The sequence below is a fragment of the Enterococcus wangshanyuanii genome, assembly GCF_002197645.1.
In the GTDB taxonomy this organism is placed as follows: Bacteria; Bacillota; Bacilli; order Lactobacillales; family Enterococcaceae; genus Enterococcus_L; species Enterococcus_L wangshanyuanii.
In genome coordinates this window covers 12531-32912 of record NZ_CP021876.1, presented here as the reverse complement: position 1 = coordinate 32912, position 20382 = coordinate 12531, and the positions used below count along the sequence as shown (strand labels likewise).

General features: G+C 34.1%; 19 protein-coding genes. 3 read left to right on the top strand and 16 right to left on the bottom strand.

What is annotated here, in order from left to right; all coding sequences use genetic code 11:
- Positions 1-524: 524 nt before the first annotated feature.
- The 13 genes from CC204_RS19600 to CC204_RS19540 all read right to left on the bottom strand — a co-directional run bounded on the left by CC204_RS19600 (position 525) and on the right by CC204_RS19540 (position 9630).
- Positions 525-1403, bottom strand: a complete 879-nt coding sequence (locus CC204_RS19600; RefSeq protein ID WP_227011279.1) for a glucosaminidase domain-containing protein — start codon at positions 1401-1403, stop codon at positions 525-527.
- A 14-nt stretch (positions 1404-1417) separates the two neighbouring features.
- Positions 1418-1624 (bottom strand): hypothetical protein, encoded by a 207-nt coding sequence (locus CC204_RS19595; RefSeq protein ID WP_088271823.1) that lies wholly within the window; start codon positions 1622-1624, stop codon positions 1418-1420.
- A complete protein-coding gene (locus CC204_RS19590) occupies positions 1621-2007 on the bottom strand; it encodes a PrgU family protein (RefSeq protein WP_088271822.1) in 387 nt (128 codons plus the stop codon). The genes CC204_RS19595 and CC204_RS19590 overlap by 4 nt, the downstream gene beginning before the upstream one ends.
- A gap of 69 nt (positions 2008-2076) precedes the next feature.
- Positions 2077-4719 carry a SpaA isopeptide-forming pilin-related protein gene (locus tag CC204_RS19585; protein ID WP_088271821.1) on the bottom strand — a complete coding sequence of 881 codons (2643 nt, stop codon included), beginning with the start codon at positions 4717-4719 and terminating at the stop codon, positions 2077-2079.
- A 156-nt stretch (positions 4720-4875) separates the two neighbouring features.
- A complete protein-coding gene (locus CC204_RS19580) occupies positions 4876-6027 on the bottom strand; it encodes a hypothetical protein (protein ID WP_088271774.1) in 1152 nt (383 codons plus the stop codon).
- A 209-nt stretch (positions 6028-6236) separates the two neighbouring features.
- A complete protein-coding gene (locus tag CC204_RS19575) occupies positions 6237-6416 on the bottom strand; it encodes a hypothetical protein (RefSeq protein WP_088271775.1) in 180 nt (59 codons plus the stop codon).
- A 52-nt stretch (positions 6417-6468) separates the two neighbouring features.
- On the bottom strand, positions 6469-6708 hold the full coding sequence (locus tag CC204_RS19570) for a helix-turn-helix transcriptional regulator (protein ID WP_088271776.1): 240 nt from the start codon (positions 6706-6708) through the stop codon (positions 6469-6471).
- Positions 6689-7255: a hypothetical protein gene (locus CC204_RS19565; RefSeq protein WP_088271777.1), complete on the bottom strand. Its 567-nt coding sequence runs from the start codon at positions 7253-7255 to the stop codon at positions 6689-6691. The genes CC204_RS19570 and CC204_RS19565 overlap by 20 nt, the downstream gene beginning before the upstream one ends.
- Positions 7256-7265: 10 nt before the next feature.
- Positions 7266-7463, bottom strand: coding sequence for a hypothetical protein (locus CC204_RS19560; RefSeq protein WP_088271778.1), 198 nt, complete (start codon positions 7461-7463; stop codon positions 7266-7268).
- A gap of 2 nt (positions 7464-7465) precedes the next feature.
- Entirely contained in the window at positions 7466-8128 is a 663-nt protein-coding gene (locus tag CC204_RS19555; protein ID WP_088271779.1) for a hypothetical protein, read from the bottom strand.
- Between the two features lie 364 nt (positions 8129-8492).
- Positions 8493-8822: a hypothetical protein gene (locus tag CC204_RS19550; protein WP_088271780.1), complete on the bottom strand. Its 330-nt coding sequence runs from the start codon at positions 8820-8822 to the stop codon at positions 8493-8495.
- A gap of 32 nt (positions 8823-8854) precedes the next feature.
- Complete coding sequence (locus tag CC204_RS19545) at positions 8855-9193, bottom strand: conjugal transfer protein TraF (RefSeq protein ID WP_227011272.1); 339 nt, start codon at positions 9191-9193, stop codon at positions 8855-8857.
- Positions 9193-9630, bottom strand: a complete 438-nt coding sequence (locus tag CC204_RS19540) for a hypothetical protein (RefSeq protein ID WP_088271781.1) — start codon at positions 9628-9630, stop codon at positions 9193-9195. Before CC204_RS19540 ends, CC204_RS19545 begins: the two co-directional genes overlap by 1 nt.
- A 736-nt stretch (positions 9631-10366) precedes the next feature.
- On the opposite strand from CC204_RS19540, the gene CC204_RS19535 reads away from it, so the two are divergent.
- From CC204_RS19535 to CC204_RS19525, 3 genes are all read left to right on the top strand, one after another.
- Positions 10367-11323, top strand: coding sequence for a helix-turn-helix domain-containing protein (locus CC204_RS19535; protein WP_162288380.1), 957 nt, complete (start codon positions 10367-10369; stop codon positions 11321-11323).
- Between the two features lie 393 nt (positions 11324-11716).
- The gene (locus CC204_RS19530; RefSeq protein ID WP_088271783.1) at positions 11717-12331 is read left to right on the top strand and encodes a recombinase family protein; all 615 of its coding nucleotides are present in this window, start codon (positions 11717-11719) and stop codon (positions 12329-12331) included.
- Positions 12332-15325, top strand: a complete 2994-nt coding sequence (locus CC204_RS19525; RefSeq protein ID WP_227011273.1) for a Tn3 family transposase — start codon at positions 12332-12334, stop codon at positions 15323-15325.
- A 177-nt stretch (positions 15326-15502) separates the two neighbouring features.
- Here the strand turns inward: CC204_RS19525 and CC204_RS19520 are convergent, their stop codons facing one another.
- The 3 genes from CC204_RS19520 to CC204_RS19510 form a co-directional block, all read right to left on the bottom strand.
- Entirely contained in the window at positions 15503-16750 is a 1248-nt protein-coding gene (locus CC204_RS19520; protein WP_088271820.1) for a peptide ABC transporter substrate-binding protein, read from the bottom strand.
- 11 nt (positions 16751-16761) lie between these two features.
- Positions 16762-17907: a TraB/GumN family protein gene (locus CC204_RS19515; RefSeq protein WP_088271819.1), complete on the bottom strand. Its 1146-nt coding sequence runs from the start codon at positions 17905-17907 to the stop codon at positions 16762-16764.
- A 267-nt stretch (positions 17908-18174) separates the two neighbouring features.
- Entirely contained in the window at positions 18175-19710 is a 1536-nt protein-coding gene (locus CC204_RS19510; protein ID WP_088271818.1) for a primase C-terminal domain-containing protein, read from the bottom strand.
- Positions 19711-20382 lie beyond the last annotated feature (672 nt).

Sequence of the window (20382 nt, the reverse complement as noted above, 5' to 3'; positions counted from 1 at the left end):
AATTAAGGATTTTTGACTTGTTGTCTTATATCCACCATGCCGATAACAGTCGTTTTATACATGTTTTTCGCTTTCCACGTTCCAACTACTCTAGCTTTACATTTTTCCTTAGGTGCTTACTATAAGCCTGAACAATTTATAAGGTCATTGTTCCTTATCCCAAATTTCATACTTACAACTCTTACTTTTCGGTATTGTTCGTTGCGCACGCAACTATATACTTTCATATATATCGAAATTTAGACCCGTACATTCGTAAGTTCGTCAGTAATTTTTTTATTACATTCTCACCATAGAAAATTTATAGCATCCCGGTATATCTATTTCCTTATGAATGGATAAAAACCTTCACTTAGGAAATATTCTACCGACTTTATCTAGCTTCATACCTTGCATATCTGTTACTATTTCAGGCATGTAGAAGTATCAGATTAATTGTTTCAGCCAACATGACGGCTTTCATTCCAATTATCAAGTAGTTAGTTGTAATTAACCTTTTTGTAGTTAATTCTCCTTTTTCTCGTTCACACGATTATAAGGAAACGTGTCGCACTATAGGTTTCTATCAACCCATTCAATTTTTGGTTGTAAAGAGTATCTGTCGCATACACACCCGTAAGGGCTTGTGTAGCGTTCTGATAGCTTCCTGCTTCGCTTTTCCAAGCTCCTTTGTAAATAGTTGGATTCCAATCTACACCGTCTGTAAATAGCTTAGAATAATCTCTTAACGATTCTTCTGGACCTGGGTATACTCGGAATGGTGCATTAGTAGAATAGTAGTTTCCTGATCCGTCGTCTTCCAACGTCGGTAGGGTCACAGACTGACCTTCAAATTCTCCTTTGATCCCAAATAAATTATTATACGGTTCCTGGCTTAATTGGCTGCCACCTGATCCTGATTCTAAAATGGCTTGGGCGATCATTACTGAAGCAAATAAATTCGTTTCTTGTCCTATTTTACGAGCGGGTTCACCAATTCGAGCGATAAACGCTTCTGTCGTAGCGTCCTTGTCAAAATGAAGCGCTGACGGTTCCACCGTTACAACAGCTTCATTTACAACTGGTTCTGCCGGCATTACCTCATGAACTTCTTCCGTTGGTGCCCCTTGTGGTGTTTCTGTTGGTTCTACTTGGACAGGTATTTCTGAAGGAGTGGTTTCATTGCTTGATTCCGTTCTATCCGTTGTTTGGCTTTCCTGTGCCAATTCCTGCGTTGTCGACGTTTCTGGTTGACTAAACGACTCTTGTGTCGCTGATCCGCTTGTACTTGTTTCTTCCGGCACTTCAATAGGTTTGTTGCTCCCTATTGTTATTTCCTGATTGATCTCTTCCGCAAAACTCATGATAGGAAAGGTGCTAGAAAAAATGAGTAGTACTGAAAATAAAGTAACTGCTTTTTTCAAAAGTATGATCCTCCTTAGATTGCTACCAAATAGTTAGGTGCCTTTAATCGGGATAATTCCCGTTTTAATAAATCAATTTGTCGCTTCATTTGCCGATTTTCTTCTTCTAACAGCTGACAATCTATTTTTTTCTGTTCTAATAAACAGTGGTATTGGTGATTAGATTTTTCTAAAAAAGAAATACGTTCTATTACTTGATTTCCTGTCTCTGCTGTCTTCATGTGGTGTTCACCTCCAACTGTATTTTTTGTTTAAAAGGGGATTTAGCTTTGTTTGAGCCGAATTCAATCTTAATCATCGCCTCTGTCACAAAATAAGCAGGATCTACTTCAAAACGAGCAATCTTTTCTTTCTTACGGCCATACCTGGTATGAACATATTGAAATGTACCAGATCCTTTTTTAAGAGGAATTTCAACTGACTTTCCTAATTTGATCAATACAATTGTTTCAATCTCAACAATGTTGTCCGCCGTAAGTACCTGATTCCCTGCTAATTTAATGATTTCATTGTGTTTTATGTTTATAAATCTTAGTTTTCTAACTTTACTGCGATAGTCTAAAAGGGTATCACTCTCCATTAGAAACAATTTTTTTGTCTCCATATATTCCTCTCCCTGAAAATAAAAAAGCGATAAACTTACTGAAAAGTTCACCGCTTAGCTATCATTATTTTATACTAATTCGTTTTCTGCTTTCTTTGAAACAAAGAAAAAACCAACAATCGCTGTGATCATCAAACCAATGAGGGCGAATGTTGCTTGAATCGTTTCACCGGTACTAGGTAGTGTTCCTCTTTTTGCCGGTGTACTTGGTGTAGCTGGTGTTTTAGGTGTTTCTTTTAGAACTGGTCGAATATCTTGTTTGGCATCTTTTCCGTCAGGGTTATGCTCAGTATCTTTTTTACCATCCTTATCATAACCGTCTTCAGAGAAGTACCAGCGAGTGTTTGGTGTTGCTTTGGGATCTTTTTTGTAGTCATATTCTGCGATTGCACGTTCAGTCATTTCTTTATCTACTACTGTATAATCAACCACACCGGATCTCCAAACAATCGCTGATGTTCCATCTTCATAATCTGCATGAAGTTTCACTTCTTTTTTCCGTTTAGTACCGTTTGGAATGTTTTCATGTGTAAGGTTGCTGTCATCGTAGAATGTTGCATCCTCACCCCATACAAACGTTTGAGAGCTGCCGTCACCAGTATGTGCTTGAGTTGAAATACCAACTTTTTGTGCTTTTGGCATGTTTTCCCAATCAATGGTCATGTCTTTTCCTTCAGTGACAGTCACAATTCGTGTATCTGTTGTTCCTGGTACTAGGTCAAATCCATCTGGACGTTTTACTTCCGTAAATGAATAAGTAGCTGTTCCTTTATCTGCCAATAATTTTAGTAAAGTAGAAGTAGATTCTGTTGTAAACATGAATTTCACATCATTTGTTAAGCCTTGAACCAAGAATTGAGCACCTGTTAAGTTCAATCCTGCTAAATCTAAGGCATTCTTTTTGTTGAATGTTAGATTCACTGTTTTTAATTCATTGTCGATTTCGCCCTGGTCAAACAAGACTAATTTCTCCGTGTTGTTTCCATAAGGAATAGAGAACTCTGTTTGAATATCAGAAGGATCACGGTAATTTTCAGGAGTATTTGTTTCCACTAATTTGTATTTATTTTGGCTACCGATAAACAATTCCACATTTGAACTACCGTTCCCGTCTTTATCTGTCACAATATGATCGACTACTTCGCCTGCCTTATCTACAATGGTCTTGCCATCAGGTAACGTGTGATCATTTACTCGAACAAGGTCAAACTCACGATTGGCCGCTGGGTTTCTGTCATACATTGGTTTCCCTGCATCCCATGTCGCTTGAGGATTATACACCTCTTCAAATTTTTGGAAAGTAAATTTTCCTTTTTGGATCTTGTTTTCAATCGCAACTTCAATCGTTGTCCCTGCTTCAATCGTAAATTTGATTGGACTTGCTAATTTTACATAACCGGCAGGTGTTTTTACTTCGGTTACTTCACCCGTTGTGCCAAAATCAAAGTCTTTACTTTCAGGCGTTTCCCCGTTTTCATTTGATTCAAGTTCTAATACTTCACCAGTTGACATGGTTACCTTGAAACCAACTTCACTCATTGGAAGATTGCTGATTTCTGAAGTCTTTTTCAACTTGAACTTTCCTTGTCGAGCGAAAAATGTCGCTTGTACGTTTTCTTCTTTTAACGGATCTTTCATACCACCAGGCTTAACTACAGATTGAGCATTAGCATTGAGAGGTTCAAATAGTAATGCTGCTAATTTTTTATAGTTTGTATTAATTGTAAAATTTAATTTTTTGGTATAGTTAGCTGGTGCAATAAGACGAAACTTAACGTTTGCCGGAATTGTTTTGGTACCTGATTGACTACTGAAAGTTTGTCCATTGTCTAATTCCACTGTTACTTCTTTGTCAAAATCGTTCGTTGGAATATCATATGTCACATTCTGTCCATCTGTTTCAGGTGTATACCAATCAGTAATTTGTTTTTTTGTATTTCGATCGAATCCAGCTGTTTGAATTTTATTTTTGATAGAGAAATTACCAGTTGGCGCATCTTTATCTTTCGCTTTTTGAAGCAAGAAAGCAACATTAGGATCTGAAGTAAATACTGGCATATTTAGATCTACTCCTTGATATGAGTGTCCTAAATATGCATTTAGCGCTACGAAAACATCTACGTAATTTTCATTTGGTTGATCCCAGCCATTTTTTACGGCATAGTATAAGATATTTACAACACCTTCGTCATTGTAAATGCTTTTCGCATACTCAACATTTACAGGAAATGGACTGTCAGGTTTGATACACCATACAGCTCCATTGTCCTCACCAACAATATCAATATATGGTGTTGAAATATAGGCTGTTGAGCTATAATATTTTGTCAACTTACCAGTACTATTTCCAATCTCTCTAAACAAAGAGTTCATTCGTTGATTAAATGTGATTTGATCCCCATCAGCTGTAAAACCGCTAGAAACTAGTGGCTGCGAGGCTAAAAAATTATCAATCGCATTATTTATAGGTGGAGCGATTGTAACTTCTGGAATTTGTACTTCTTGGGTTGATTCATTCTCTTCTGTTGATTCAGCTGTCGCTGAACTTGTTTCTTCGGTGGTAGATTCTATCGTTTCTTTGGAACTGGTATCTTCTGTACTTGGTGTTCCTTCTGTTGCTAATGCTTGGATAGGCGTTAACGCTACTTGGCCTAACACCATCGCTGTTGTTAAAACTGTTGCGCATTTACTAAATACTTTATTGATTTTCATAAGTTCTCCTTTTTATAAAATTGTTTTTTAGTTGGTTGAGTTGACCTTTTCACTTCGCAGGTGATCGAATCATTTTCATGTTCATTTCCTCTCTTTCACATAAAAAAGTCACGTAAGCATATATACTTACGTGACTTCCTTTAATCTATGTTCTATTTATTCAAATCCCCACCACTCATTAGTTCCTCCATGGTTATTATTTTCTGAACCTTGAATATCTTCTGGTTTTAAATGAATTGTATTACTCCCCCCATTATCTCCAGGTGGTGTAGATTGGCCTCCTGTTGGTGGTGTTTGAGGGGCTTGTTCAGCAGGTGGCGCTTGGTATTGTGGCTGCTGATATCCTGTGTCTGTTCCTCCTTGCGGCACATAACCACCTGTATCTGTCGCAGCACCGTCACCTGTATAATCTGTAGTTGCTGCACCTTGATCTGTTTGAACTTGTTCTTGTGCTGCTTCAACGGTTCCAGGACTAGTAACACCATTTTGTGGTTGTTGCATCGAATCAGCTGAAGCGGCTTCTTTCGCTTCAGACTGTTTTTTTGACTCTTCTGCTTTTTTCTCAATGTCTGTTTTGACCTTAGACAGTTGATCATTTAGAGATTTTTTAGCTTTTGCATTTTTAATCTTATCTGTCTCTGTTTTAGCTGTATCATAAAGTTTATGGTCAGTTGAAATCACTTTATTTTCTTTAAATATTTTGCTGACGGCTTGTTTTGCAGTCTCAATTTGCTTTACTTGATTTTCTGCATTTACAATCAAATCATTGATTGCTTTGTCATAAGCCGTTTTAGAGTCTTTTTTGTAATACTCCTTTTTTGTCGATTCTACTGTTTCCTTTTTAAGATCGTCTACAATTGATAAATCTTTTTTTACAACAGATCCATTCAATGCCGCATTTTCTTTCTCTTGCTTAAATAATTGGTTAATCGCTGTTTGAGCATCAACTTTCTTTTCCAGTGCCTTTAAAGCTTTTTCGGTGTCTCCAGCTTCCTTGTTGTACTCTTTTAAATCTACTTTCTCTGTTTGTTTCCCGATCGATAGACGATCAAATTCTTCACGTAGTGTCTTTACCTGATCTTTAGTAACATTCTTTGCTAGGAAATTATTGTCCTTATCGTCAAACAGTTTGTTGATCTTTACTTCTAGATCCGTAAGCCCTGTTGTTTTTGTTGTGATTACTTTTTGAGCTTCATCTAGTTTTTGTTTTGACTGGTTACTAGCATAAACACTACCACCAACTGCTAGTGCTGCGATAACCCCAACACTTGTAATTATTAATTTCGTTTTTTTACTTAACTTTTCCATTTTTAAATCCTCCAATTTCTTCTCAGTTTGAATATTCATAATACAGATCCATCGCCTTGAACAAGGCATAAACACCTGATAAAACAATGAGTATAAATAATTGATCAAAATTTATGAGTGACAAAACAATTGCAATAAGTAACGAACCCAACACTTTTATTTGCTTCATTTTTTCACATCCTCGAAAAAAGTCTGACCTGGTCAAAAATTTATCTCCAATTCCATTTGTAAGGTTTTCTTCTTTTATTTTTGCTCGCTTGAATTTTGAATAATGCGATTTTTTCGTTTGGTTCTAAATTTGTTTCTCTATGATTCAAAGGAACATATACATCCACTATGATTCCTAATTTTTGATCTACTGTAAGGAACTCTTCGTTTGAACAAACCATTTGATTCTCCTCCTTATATTGATAGTAAAGTATTAAACACTTTTAGTCTATACTAAGCTTCAACATCTTGATTTATTCGTTTAAAAGTAAAAATTTGTTCAATCGGGACTTCAAAAACATCAGCGATATCATGCGCCAGTAAAAGTGAAGGGTTGTAGCGATTCCGTTCTAATTGAATGATCGTTTGACGTGAGACCCCTACTTTATCAGCTAACTCCTGTTGGGTCATACGTTGCATTGCTCTGTATACGTGAATACTGGATTCAAAACTACTATTCTTTTTCTTCGGCATAAAGTTCCCACTCCTTATTTAGTAAATTCAATTCTTCTTGTGCTTTTTTTATCGCTCGTTTATCTTTTTCAATTCGTTCTGCTAACTCCTTTAGCTCAATGACTAAATAACGATCTGAAAATACGTAAGAAGTAAACTTTACTACCTCAACAATTACTCCAAGTATCGCTAGGCTAATGATTCCTAAAATCAATAACCACAAGAAGAGTACAATTAAAGTGAAAATTACATTTCCAAACAAAGAAAGATATGTTGCAGGCACCATCATATGTACAATATCTGGCTGTTCAAACCCAGAATCGTAAATCATTTTCCCGAAAAGGGCGAATAATGGAACTACAGCTAGAAGTGGAATCATGTACCATTTTGTTCTCAAAACAAGTTTGCTTCGATCAAAATACCCTAAAAATGGTAACTTCTTTAGGAGGTTTGTTCTTTTTTCTAGATAAAGAACCTTTTTTGTTTTCCTATCAAGAAGTTTCAAAAGATTTTTCTTTTTTAGCTTATATTCTGCATAATCTATTGATTCTTTTACTGATTCAGCCATTTTTTCACTCCTAACTCTTGTGTGTATTAATTGATATGACTTGATTTTTTTTACGACTACTTGCAAGTAGGTTTTTCTTCCAAAGTTCATTCACAATCACTCTATTTTGGTGTTCAGAAAATTTTGTTGTGTCGATAATTAACATTTCTTTGTCTCTGTTTTCTTCGAAAAATTGACGAATAAAACGTCTAATTCTAAATTTTTTCATTTTCACACCACTTCCATTGTCATTGCTTCAACATTACAAGTTTTATAACTGCTTATTCCATCCGCATCTTCGATCGTAAAATGATCTACTTGAAAATTCATTACCACATTTTTTATGTATTCTTTGTCTGTTTTCACTTCACTCATATCATGTTCAAAACTTCCTCCACTAGCTAGATAGATCGAGAAGATCTCTTCTTGGACCAAGCTGCCATCACCAGCAGCTTCTAATCTATCCTTTTTTTTGGTGTACTCTTCACTTGAAATTAACTTGCATTTGTTCTCTTGAGTGATTATTTCGATACATTTTTTGTATTTTAAAGGAAAACTTAGTTTTTCTCTGATTAACCCTACCGAATCATATGCGTAGATATCTATCTCTTTAGAAAAGACGTGCTCATCATATACCAGAGTACGGTTAGCTGAACATTCAATCAAGGTCAGCACTTGTTGTTTTCGGCGCCTACTTCTAAGTTGGTTCCATAAAGTTAGTAGAGATATTAAGATAATTATACTTCCTAGTAGAAACATAATTACGAATCCAAAACTTGGCCCATGTTCTTCAAATTCGACCTCTTCTCCAAAAGTTGGCTTAAGTACAATTGGTTGCGTGTTTCTTGGTCGTAAAATAATGAAATTGTCTTTGTCATTTTGTTCATCCTTCATTTCTTCTCCCCCTACTCGATTTCTTCTAAACACTTTTTGTTTACCAGTTTTAACAGGACGAAATAATTTGCACGTTTTATAGCAACCGTAAACGTAAACTCTAGCAAAGCCGGATATTTTGCTTCTATCATCGCAAAATCTTTGCATGTATGTGACACGCCCGTCTCTCGACACTGGCAATTTCTCAAATCCTTTATAAGTCACGCTGATTGATTTGAGGGGTCGTCCTTAAACCCAATAAAACTATTCAATTGGTTAAAAGATTTCGATACAGTCAATCCGTTATCGATTGACCGCATTAGAACCTTTTGATTTAAATATATTTGCTAAAAAACTAGCAAACAAAAAGTGTTTAGCCTCTCTCTTAGTGCGTCAATTGTTCATAGAATACTAGTATTGATTCCACTTTTCCATCAAAATTATTAAAAATCACATATAGTGCAGCACAGCCAATAACAATAAAACAAACCACTTTAGCATGCACTGGAATGCTAGTTTGCTCAATAGCAGCACATAAAAGTCCGCCTGCTATAACAACTAAATAGATTGCTATCGTCATAATGACTGATAAGAAAAACACGTCACTCAACATTAACCATTTAAAAATGAAATAGCTTACTAATAATATTCCTACAGCTGAAAACACCCACCAAAAAATATCTCTTGCTTTCAGTGTTTTTAACTTATCTACCATAACAAATCCCCCCTAAATGTATTGGTCCATGTTCAAAAACGCTGTAATAACTCAATTTCAACATCATTTTCTAATAACCAATTGATTTCTGTTTCCCAAGCAGCCCCTTTTAGTACTTCTTGATTGTAGATATAGGTCTGAAAGTCTTGTGGAATCACAATTAAACCATAGTCTTTGGTTTCCACTACTAATGCAGTAAATACAGTTTGATCAATGCCACAGTTCCTTTCATGAGAAATCACTCGAACAACATCGCCATGCTTGAAGTCTGCTAGTTCTGTCAACACTTTCCCCTGATTTTTATTCATAGTTTCTGTATACTTTTTCCTATGACTAGCCATCAACTGACTAATAGATTCTAAATTATCCATCAACAGGTTGCTCCTTTGTTTTTCTTTTTGCCATACTTCTGAGAACAATACCTTCTTTCTCTTTTGATCCACCTGTAATACTCCAGTGCTTCATGTTCGTAGTAGCATTTAAGAGCATTACTCATTGGTTCAGGTTTTAAAGCATGAAAATTACTCCAAATACTATCGTCCTTCGCTAATAAAGACTCCTTTTCAGCAGGTCTAACTGCTACGATCTTTCCTTCAGGATCAAAAACTAATTTAATTTGATCATAAATTTTTAAGATCTCAACCTCTTTCCCAAAATCATTGAATTGCTGTACTCCGTTCTCATAGGTCACCATTTGACGGAATGCTTTTCCTTTACAGAGCCTATAAAAATGATGATTGAATAACTGTACCCTGCCACTTTCAACCCGTAAAAGTATTTTTGGTGTAAGTATCATTCTCTGCTTCATAACTTCCTCCTTTCTGACCAAATGACAGGTTAACGGAAAACAAAAAAGGTGTGGTGTATGCTTAAACTGCATACACTACACCTTTGTAATAGCAATTCCCTACATTTCGTATACATCCATTCAAAGAAAAAATAATTTTATCAGAACTTTGGGGGCTTTGATATTATTGAAAGTATTGAATTAATACTGTATTTTTTCTTAGAAAGTTGATATAATACAAAGTTGTAGCACTGCTACGACAAAAGAGTTGTACAGTTCAAGCGTACCTTGAATTGTTTCATCTCCCTCTAGGATTACCAGTCCTATGGAGACGACTCTTTTTTTGTTTCCCGCTAACCTCACACCTAAAATTACTTAGAGTTTGATTAGCTCAATTAAATTTTTTGTAGTTGTTGGAATTAATAAGAATTTTTGTTATAATGAAACTAATAAAGCTTTAACTAGATCACTCTTCTACGGTTTGTTCTAGTTTTTTTTATGCAACAAGTGTAAGTGAAAATGCTACTGCAAGAGATAATAAAGCTTTTATTTTTTCTTTTTTGTTAAAATTCATAATATCCCCTCCTACTGGTTATATAATAGCATATAAAAAAAGCATTATCAACGTTTTTTTATTATAAGTAAAAACCATTTTACTATTATGCCTATTTTAGTTTCAAAAAAGAACAATTTCGCTTTTTATTTATACACTGTTTCGATAGTAATCACTTAGTTTTTTTTAAAGTTGATGTTTTATGTGCTAAAATTAGAGCTTTTTAGAGGAGGAGAATATTTATTGTTTAACTCAAAAATTATTAGAGATATTAGAAAAGAATTTAGAATCTCTCAAGTTGATTTGTATAAAGATATCTTATCTCGTTCTAGTTACTACAAACTTGAAAAAGGAGAAAAAGATATTACTATTGGTGAACTATCTCTCATTTGTGAAAGGCTCAGAATGAGACCATCCGAGTTATTATACAGGACAGACTTTACTCGCCTTGAATCACTCCCATATTGGGAAAATAAGATCAATTTACCTAACCTTACACAAGACAGAGAATTATTTTTTAAGCAGTTTAATATTTACAAAAAAACGAGATTTGATAGTATAGGGGATTACAGCTTATACTTGGGTTTATTAGTATTAGGTATATTAAGCGGACTAATTACAGACTACATGCCTAGCAAAAAACACCTACGTTCTTTAGAAAAAATGTACTCTAACAGAAAAATTTTTTTTGCTATAGACTATGAAGTATTAGGTAATTTAACATTTTTTCTACCACAAATAGACATTAATTTCATGACTTCAAAAATGTTTCCAATTACTCAATCTGAGGGAGAAGTTTATGATCTTTGTGCTCAAAATGCTTTGAAAAATCTTATATCTTCAAGCATTCATGAAAAAAAATACGATCAATGGAAAGTCTATAATGAGTATTTTGACAACCTTCGTAGTATTGAACATTTTAATATCTCGACAACCGTAAATTTAGAAGTGGTTTATCTAGAACATCTAAAAGAATTCTATGAAACAAGAGATATCAACGCATTTCTTGAAGCATCTAAAATAGCGAATTTATTCCTAAAATTAGGATACAAACAAATCCACAAACTTTTGGTTGAAGAAATTAGTAAAATCGCCATCAACGAGAATTTTCAAATACCTAAAGAAATAGCTGTTTATACACAAGCTTACTCAATAAACTAAAAAGACAGTGCCTCTAGTTGATTGAAAGGCACTGTCTTTTTAGTTTATTTTTTCTGCATTTTTAAAGTCAAAATTTGTTCCAAAAGAATATTGTTCAATTTTTTTAAACTCTGTTTTTCTCATAATAACAACTGCTTGTTGAAATAACGGCACTATAGGTTCATCAGTTAAGGGGTTCAGGTATCAGTGGAACGAAACTTTACGGTATAAAGTCGAATGTTTTGGTTCTTCTCTATAATAATGTTTGTTTTTCTAAATTTGGTCTGTCAAAAAGTATACTTTTTGATAAAGTCTTTTCTTATGCAAAACCATGTGTCAAAACCTATGTTTTTCACTTTTGATATGTGTCATAATTATTAATGACATTTTGATATATGAAAGGAGAAAATAAACATGCTTTTTGGCTATGCTAGAGTTTCCACTAAAGAACAAAATTTAGATCGACAAATACAGAAGTTTAATGATTTAGGTATTGAATCTCGTTATATATTTGTCGATAAACAATCAGGTGCTGAGTTTGATCGTCCACAGTATCAACTATTACTTCATATGCTTCGTTCTGGAGATATTGTTTACTTAGACTCTTTAGATCGTTTAGGGAGAAACTATTCTGGTGTAATTGAAGAATGGAAGTATATTACAAGAAAGATAAAAGCAGATATTATTGTTCTAGAAAATTCAGAATTATTTGATAGTAGAAAGTTTAAAACTATGGGGGACATTGGTCTTTTATTAGAAGATCAGTTTTTGAGCATGCTTTCTTATGTAGCAGATCAGGAACGAAAGAAGAGCAAACTGCGTCAAACTGAAGGGATTGAAATTGCAAAATCTGCTGGTACGGTCTTTGGTAGACCTAAATTGGCAATAACAGAAGAATTCAAAAGACAGTATTTTAGTTGGAAAAATGGGGAGCAAACAGCAACTGATACTATAAATAAACTAGAATTGTCCCCAAGCACATTTTATCGTCGAGTAAAAGAGTTCGAACAAGAAATGGCAGGTGACTAAATGCCTGTACAGATAATGAGTAAAGAACAAAAACAGTCTTTTGGATCTTATGCGGGCCTTCCTTCCGATGAACAATTAGTGAAATACTTTCATTTGGACGATTATGACAAATCAATTATTAAAACTTTGCGAAACGATAGTACTAAAATTGGTTTTGCAGTACAGTTAGGGACTGTACGATTTTTAGGAACATTTCTTTCTGATTTAACAAATGTTCCTAATGAAGTAATAGAGTACATGGCAGAGCAGTTGTCTATTGAAAGTCGTATGTTCTCTTACTATACAAGAATTCCTACAATCAAGCAGCATGCACTCATGATTCAGGAACTATACTCTTACAGGCAGTTCCATGACCAAGCCGTTTTAGATTATTTAGAGCAGTGGATATATGAAGGTGCTTGGTATTCTACAGAGCAAACAACTCTTCTTGCTGATCGTTTCTTGAATAAGTGTATAAACGAAAAAATAATTCTCCCAGGTCTTACTACATTCGAACGGTTTATATCGCGCATTATAGACGCTGTAACCAAAGATATAGAGCAAGCAATTGTAAATATTCCTAGTAAGAAGGAAATTGAACGAATCAATCAATTGACGCTGTTTTTTATGGAAGGAAAAACGTCTTTGTTTACAGTAAAGTTGGACGCTTTAAGAGAACCTCTAAAAGAACCGTCTTATTATGAGATTAAACGTGGATTTCAAAGAATAAAAGAATTTGCTTCTTTTTCAGTTGATTTTTGGGATTTCAGCCAGATTCCTAAAGGGAAGATAAAATTATATGCTGAGTATACAGCTAAAGCCAAATCGCAAAGTATTCAGCGTATGCCTGAAAGTAGACGTTTAGCTTACCTAGTTTCATTTATTGCAGAGTATCGATCAGTTGCTATGGACGAATTATTATTAGCATTAGAAAAGTATTTTACTAGTATTATCAACCTTGCAAAGAAAAAGGAACAGCAAGAACGACTCCGATCACTAAAAGATTTGGACAATGCAGCAGCCATGCTGTCTCATATTGTAGAGGATCTGATTGACGAACAAACTCCACCTGAGAAGCTGTTAGATTATGTTTTAGAGCTACGCGAGAAACAAGAGATAGTAGCAGCTGTGTCAAAAGTAAAACGTATTGTGAGTTCGGATAAAGAACCTGTGGCAATCAAAGAATTATTAAACTCATTTTCAAAATTTAAAAGGTTACTTCCGGATATTCTTGCTCATATTCCTTTTTTAGTTAGTGATAAAGATAGTCCAGTAGCTTATATTTGGTCTTTTTTAAGAGATAAAGGAGATCTATTTCTTCGATATCAAGATTTTGAAAAAATACAAGACTATCTGCCAACCAAGTGGCATAATTTTATCGATAAAAATCAAGCATATGCTAATAAAGGAATCATAATTGCTGCTATGGAACTTTTTATAAAAGGCATAAAGACACATACTGTTTATGTCCCTTATAGTCATAGATATAATGATCCATTGCAAAATCTAATACCTAAAAATGTATGGAATGAGCAAAGAAAATCCTTTGTAAATCAGTTAGGTCTTGCAGAGGACGGAGCTATTGCTGTAGAAGATTTTAAAATCAGTTTAGAAATGTCTTATAGAGAAACACTAAAAAACTGGAATAATAGCAACATGGCTAGGATAGAGGAAAAAAATGGACAAACAGAATTGATTATTAGTCCGCTAAAAAGACAAAGTTTATCTAAACCACGTCTTATTGAGGAAATTCATAGAAATCTTCCCATTGTTGACCTTCCTGAAATATTATTAGAGGTAAATCAGCGACTAAGGCTTACAGAGTGTTTTTCACATTTAAATGAAAATCGATCGCGTATGAAAGAGCTGGATATAAGTATCTTAGCAGTGTTATTAGCTGAAGCGTGCAATATAGGGCTGTCACCCGTTGCTAAGAAGAGTACAGAAAGTTTAAAAAATGACCGCTTATCCTACGTCAATCAAAACTATATACGATTAGATACTTTAACAGCAGCCAATAATAAGGTCGTAGACGCCTATCAGAAACTTGCTTTACCTTATATATGGGGAACAGGAGATATGGCTTCAGCGGACGGTATACGCTTTACTACACCAAAGAAATCTCTACATTCAGGACGGAACCCTAAATATTTTGGTCGAGGTAAAGGGATCACATACTATAACTTTCTATCTGATTCCTATGTTGGATTTCATGGTATGGTTATTTCTGGGACGATTAGAGATTCAGTCTATTTGCTTGAAGGACTGTTAAATCAAACAAGTACATTAACACCTAGTCAGATAATGACTGATACTGCTGGATACAGTGATCTTGTATTTGGATTATTTGGAATACTAGGTTTTCAATTTAGCCCCCGAATAGCTAAAGCAAACGAAACAAAAATATGGAGAATAGACAAAAATGCTAATTACAAAATTCTGAACGAACATTCAAAAAATACTATAAATACAACAATTATAGAGCAAGAGTGGGATGATATCTTACGAATTGCAGGTTCTCTAAAATCAGGAACCGTCCAAGCCAGCTATCTTATTCGTGCTCTCCAACATCAAGGAAATCCTACTCCATTGGGGCGTGCATTAATTGAAGTTGGAAAAATATTTAAAACAAAACATCAACTCAGATATCTATCTGATGAAGAATACGCACGAAATATTCTAGAACAACTGAATAAAGGAGAATCTCGCCATAGCTTGTATAGAAAAATATGCTATGGTAAAAATGGACGAATCTATCAAAGCTATTTTGATGGTATGGAAAACCAATTAAACGCTTTAGGACTTGTTGCAAATATAATTATTTATTGGAACACGCTTTATATGGAAAAAGCTATAGAACAACTTCAGGAAGCTAATTCAGAGAACCAAATACAAGAAGAAGTTCTTCAATTCTCTTCCCCTCTAGTATCAGAACACATTAATTTCATGGGGAAATATTCTTTCAAATATAATGAGCAATTAAACGAAGGAGAATTTCGTCCCTTAGGACAATAATCACACAGCTATTTATCTAAAAAAGATAGATAGCTCTTTTTATTGTTCGTGTTTTAACCCCTACCGTAAAATTTCGTTCCATTGTTCCGAGAGAAAACCTCTGTAAAATGAGTAAGTTCTCATAATTAAATTTAGAAACGTTGATTTTATAGGGTTTACAAATTCATGTAAGAAATCTTAGAGTAAAATTTCGTTCCATTGATACGTGAACCCCGACTCTTGTAAATACTCTGCTACTTTTTTTATTCCGTCATCATCAGGGATTAATAATTTAATTTCCATTTTTTGATTGTTAAAAACCTTGTTCCAAGTGTCTACTCCATTTTTAACATTATATTCCATTTTGGGCTCATATGTTTCAGAGAAATCTTCTCCAGTATCAGGATTATAATATACGCCTTTAGGTACAAATGAGATCGCTTCTCTTGAGCCATTATTTAATACATTTTCAACTATTTCTTTTCTGTTTGTAATACTGGACATTGCTTGTCTAACTTCTTTGTTTGACAAAAAAGAATCTTTATCAATCATATTAAATTGTAAATAGTATGTTGAAGGTTTCAAAATGGTTATCACTTCTTTTTCACCTTTATTTTGATTTACATACTCTCCTAAAAGATAAGTTTCATCTAGTTTTCCTGACTCATACATAGCAAAGGCAGTTCCTGCATCTTTAACCACTGTGTTTTCAATTTTATCAAGTTTAACTTTTGATCTATCCCAATAGTTCTGATTTTTTTTATATGTCCACTTTGTTGCTCCACCTGAACTTGCATCATAATTAGTTAAAGTGAAAGCACCGTTATAAACAGCTTTTTGCGAGGTTGTAGCATACTCAGAACCATATTTTTTTACTATATCTTCTCGCTGTGGAAAAAAATTAGGAAATGCTAAAAGATTTTGAAAGTAGGGCGTTGCTGATTCTAGTTCTATCTCTAACTTATAATCGTCAATAGCTTTAATTCCCAATTCGGTAGGTTTTAATTCTTTAGTCATAATTTTTTTTGCGTTTTTTATGTTTGAAAATAGTTGTGCATATTGTGATTCTGTTTGAGGATCAATTGTTCTTTGCCAAGAAAAAACATAATCTTTTGCTGTTACAGGCTTGTCATCAGACCATTTAGATTTTTTATTCAATTCGATTGTATACTTTCGTCCATCTTCACTAACTTGTGGTAGTTTGGTTGCACCTGCAGGGATCACTTCGTTTGAACTTCCTAACCGATATAACCCTTCATACGTATTATACAATGCAGTATGGCTAACTGTATCAGTTGCTAAAGAAATATCCACAGATAACAGTTCAGTAGCTTCCGCCCTTTTCATAACTTGATAATCCGTTGAATTTTTTTGATTTTCCTTACTACAACCAACTAACAAACTGCCTAAAAAAATAGTTATAATTATTGAAATACTCTTTTTCATAACATATCCCCTCAATTTAATAAACTTTTTATAATGTCTAATCCACCAACAATATTGCCTATTGCTCCACCAATATTAGCAAAAAAGAACACTAAAATAACCCTTAAAACTCTATTTTTATAAACCGTAGAAATTTTCTTTAAATCATCTTGAACTTTTAAAAAATCATTAACACGTGGCTTTCTTACAGTAGCTTCAACAATAGCAGTAAAAACACCAACAGAAAGAACAGGACTTAACGCTCCTATAGGTGCTGTAATTAATGCAGTCAATATAGTTAATGGATGACCTAAAGCTAGTAATGTAAAAAGTGCTGCTAATCCACCATTCCACATAAACCATCGGATTAACTGTTGAATACCAACCGTAGTACCAGATAAAAATGACACACCTAATAATGCAATTATTAACATTGGAAATACCCATTCTAAAACTTTACTGCTCAGTCTTTTAGGTGGGATTGTGTTCAACTCAGAAATGTTAATTCTATTACCAAAATTATTTTTTATCCCTTCTAAGTGTGCTCTACCGACAACCGCAACAATCTTTTTCCCTTTTGAATCAGTGAGTCTGCTTGCCATATACTGATCTCTGTCACTAATCATATCTTTATATACACTAGGAAACTTTTCTCGTATGTTAACAAATACATTCTCAAAATTTTCAGACTCTAGTAAATCAGCTAAATTATCCTGTTCAGCCATGTCAAATTCGTTTCCAAATGCACCGAATAACTTCGGCTTTTGCCAAAATGAAAGGTTCCGCCACAAACGTTTAAATGTAATTTGAGAATCTCGATCAATTAGTTCTATTTTCGCATCGATTTTATTCGCACTAGTAATTGCCTGAGACATTTCTCCACCTGCTTTGGTACCAACATTTGAAGCCAATTTCCGTTGAAATGCAGAATACAAAACTTCGAAAAACAGCACAGGTAATTTTCCTGATTTTATAACTTTAATAATGTCCATCTCCGCCCACATTTTAGGCTGAGTGTATTTTTCAAAACGTTTTTCATCCAACTCTATACAAACTGTATCCGGCTGCTCCTGCTCAATTATTTGTTGAACAAGTTCAACACTACTTTGTTCCACATGATTAGTACCAATCAGAATAATTTGTTTCTCTTCATCAAAAATATTGACAACATTTTCCATTTAATTTCTCCTCAAATAATAATAGTTTTCTTAATACACTAACAATGGGTAATTACATTCAAACATAAAAAATACCATAGAGCTACTTACAGATACATTAAATAGGAACCCGTCTTGTCACATCCTCTAAACCTTTAATTTTTATGAGTAAAATAAATAGCACTAACAAAATCATAAACAACAAATACAGAAAGAACAGACATAATCGTACCACAAGAAGAAAACGTATCATAGATATAAAGTAATAGGCAATTTGCGCGTTTTATTTTAACCTGTGTCCAAGCCTCCTAATTCCAGCTGTATATAGCGTTTTTCTCTGCTTTTTGGTTGGTTAAAATATTGATTAACTAAGTTACCTGCCCAGGGAAAGACGCTTAAAATGGACTCTACATATGCTGCTTGTACTTCTTTTTTTACGTGCAGTATTGTTTGGATCAAGGCATTTCTTGTAGCCATCCTAATTCCACCACCTCTACCAGCTTTCACAGTGAAAAAAATACGTCCTTCTTGCTGCAACTCTTTAAGTACTTTGTCCAATGATCGACTAGGGATCTTCAGTTCTTCAGTAATTTCTCTTTTGGTCGTCACGAAATACGGTTTATACGTATAACTTTTTTCCTTCAAAAAAGCCAACAAATCAGCTTTCCACTCATGTTTGTGAGAGTATTTTCTCTCTGATCGATCTTTTTTGAATTTATACCAGGTACTTGGGTGACTTCTATACCCACTGTCCCCTTTTCTTTTGCTAAATGGAGCCTTAGAAGCCTTCTCTGCACCCCAACTTTCGATAAGTAAATCGATTTTTTCTTGTTCTGCTTGGTGATATCTTCCTGAGTATGCTGATTCAACCGCACGTCTAACTTCAGAATCTTTCAAAGCTTTATTGCCTAAATTAGTGTTGAATTGATCCATATCGTCGTAACAATTTTCTAGTGATTCTCCGGAAGAATAATAAGCCAATGCCATCGTGAAAATAGCACTATTACGTCCTAGTAGACCCTTATCTCCTTCGATTTGTGTGTTATTAAGCAGCTGATCAACCCAAGCTGCATCCTTTTGCTTACTTTTTTTAGGCAACAGAAATAGCTTAGGTCTTTCTATGTCAATTTGGTTATCTGCTGAGTATTTAAATGACCAGTCAATCAAAGTTTGCATATCATAAGTCATTTCAGGATTGTACTGTAAAATGTTGTCGTGTCTAGGTATTCGAGCGATTCCAAAATGATTACAGCCCATATCAACCGGCAGTTCTTCAGCGAAATATCGTCTTAAATTATTCGAAACGTTTCTTGCAATTTTTACTGAGTTATAGCCATTTGCACTCGAAATAAACCAGGGATTTTCCAGCACATAATATACCTGGTAACCTCCTGGAGTTTCCAAAATCATAGTGGGTATAAACCCTAAGTCCATGCTGCGATCCATAATATCTTGGCCGGAGCATGATTGGCCAATTTTCACATCGATATCGATCATGAACGTGTTTATCTGTTTTAAGTTTTGATCCTTGTGCCCTGTTACAAAGAGTCTACGATCGTCTGTGTAGGTACCATATCTAAACACGTTTGGCGTCCAATGAGTAAACGAGTTTTCATTTTCCCAAAGAGCTTCTTCAGAGGTTAACACTACACCACGAGCCATATTCATTGCTTCTTTTGATCGGAAACCAAATATAGCACCCTTTTTTCCCTCTGGTTGCTGAACAAATGAGCGCAAGTTGCTATTTTTATATTTATATTGTCTTAATCCACCCTTTAGAATGGCAGCATAAATAAGATTTAGGTCTTGCTTCAGTACGCTCATTTTGGTTTCCTTTCCAAAAAAAGAGGACACAAAGTAACCCTTGTGTCCTCACGAATACTGGATTTAATAAATTTATTACCAAAAACTAGCAAAATAGCCATTTTTGCGCAACAAATAAGCCTAAATCTATTGTATTTTTTGTCAAAATTTGGTATAATAATATCAATAAAAGTGCCGGTTAAAACACTTATATACTTACACAAATTGAGACAAGTGGAACACATAGTTTGGGTATGTGATTTCTAAAAATTAGTTTGACTCCAATCAAATTAATTTTAGGTCTCTTTTTTTTATTGTTCGAATATACATTAACCTAGTTCATATATTTTGTAAATACTGAACTTAATTAAAATTTCGTTTGTTCGTATGTCATTTTAGTCGTTTTTATACTGACTAATGATACCACGTTTCCGAATAATCGTAAAGTGATTATCTTTTATTATGTTTTATTCGTTTAACGATTAAACGCTATGGATAATATTGTCATTATTGTTATCACTATCATTTATATTTTCAATGACAATAACATTAACTATATTGTTATCAACGTTATAATTATCCTTATTAATGATATTACTGTTGCTAGCATTAATATTAACGTTAACAATAACATTAATATTAACAACTACATTATTATAGTCAATATCGATAACGTTAATGTGATTGACGTTG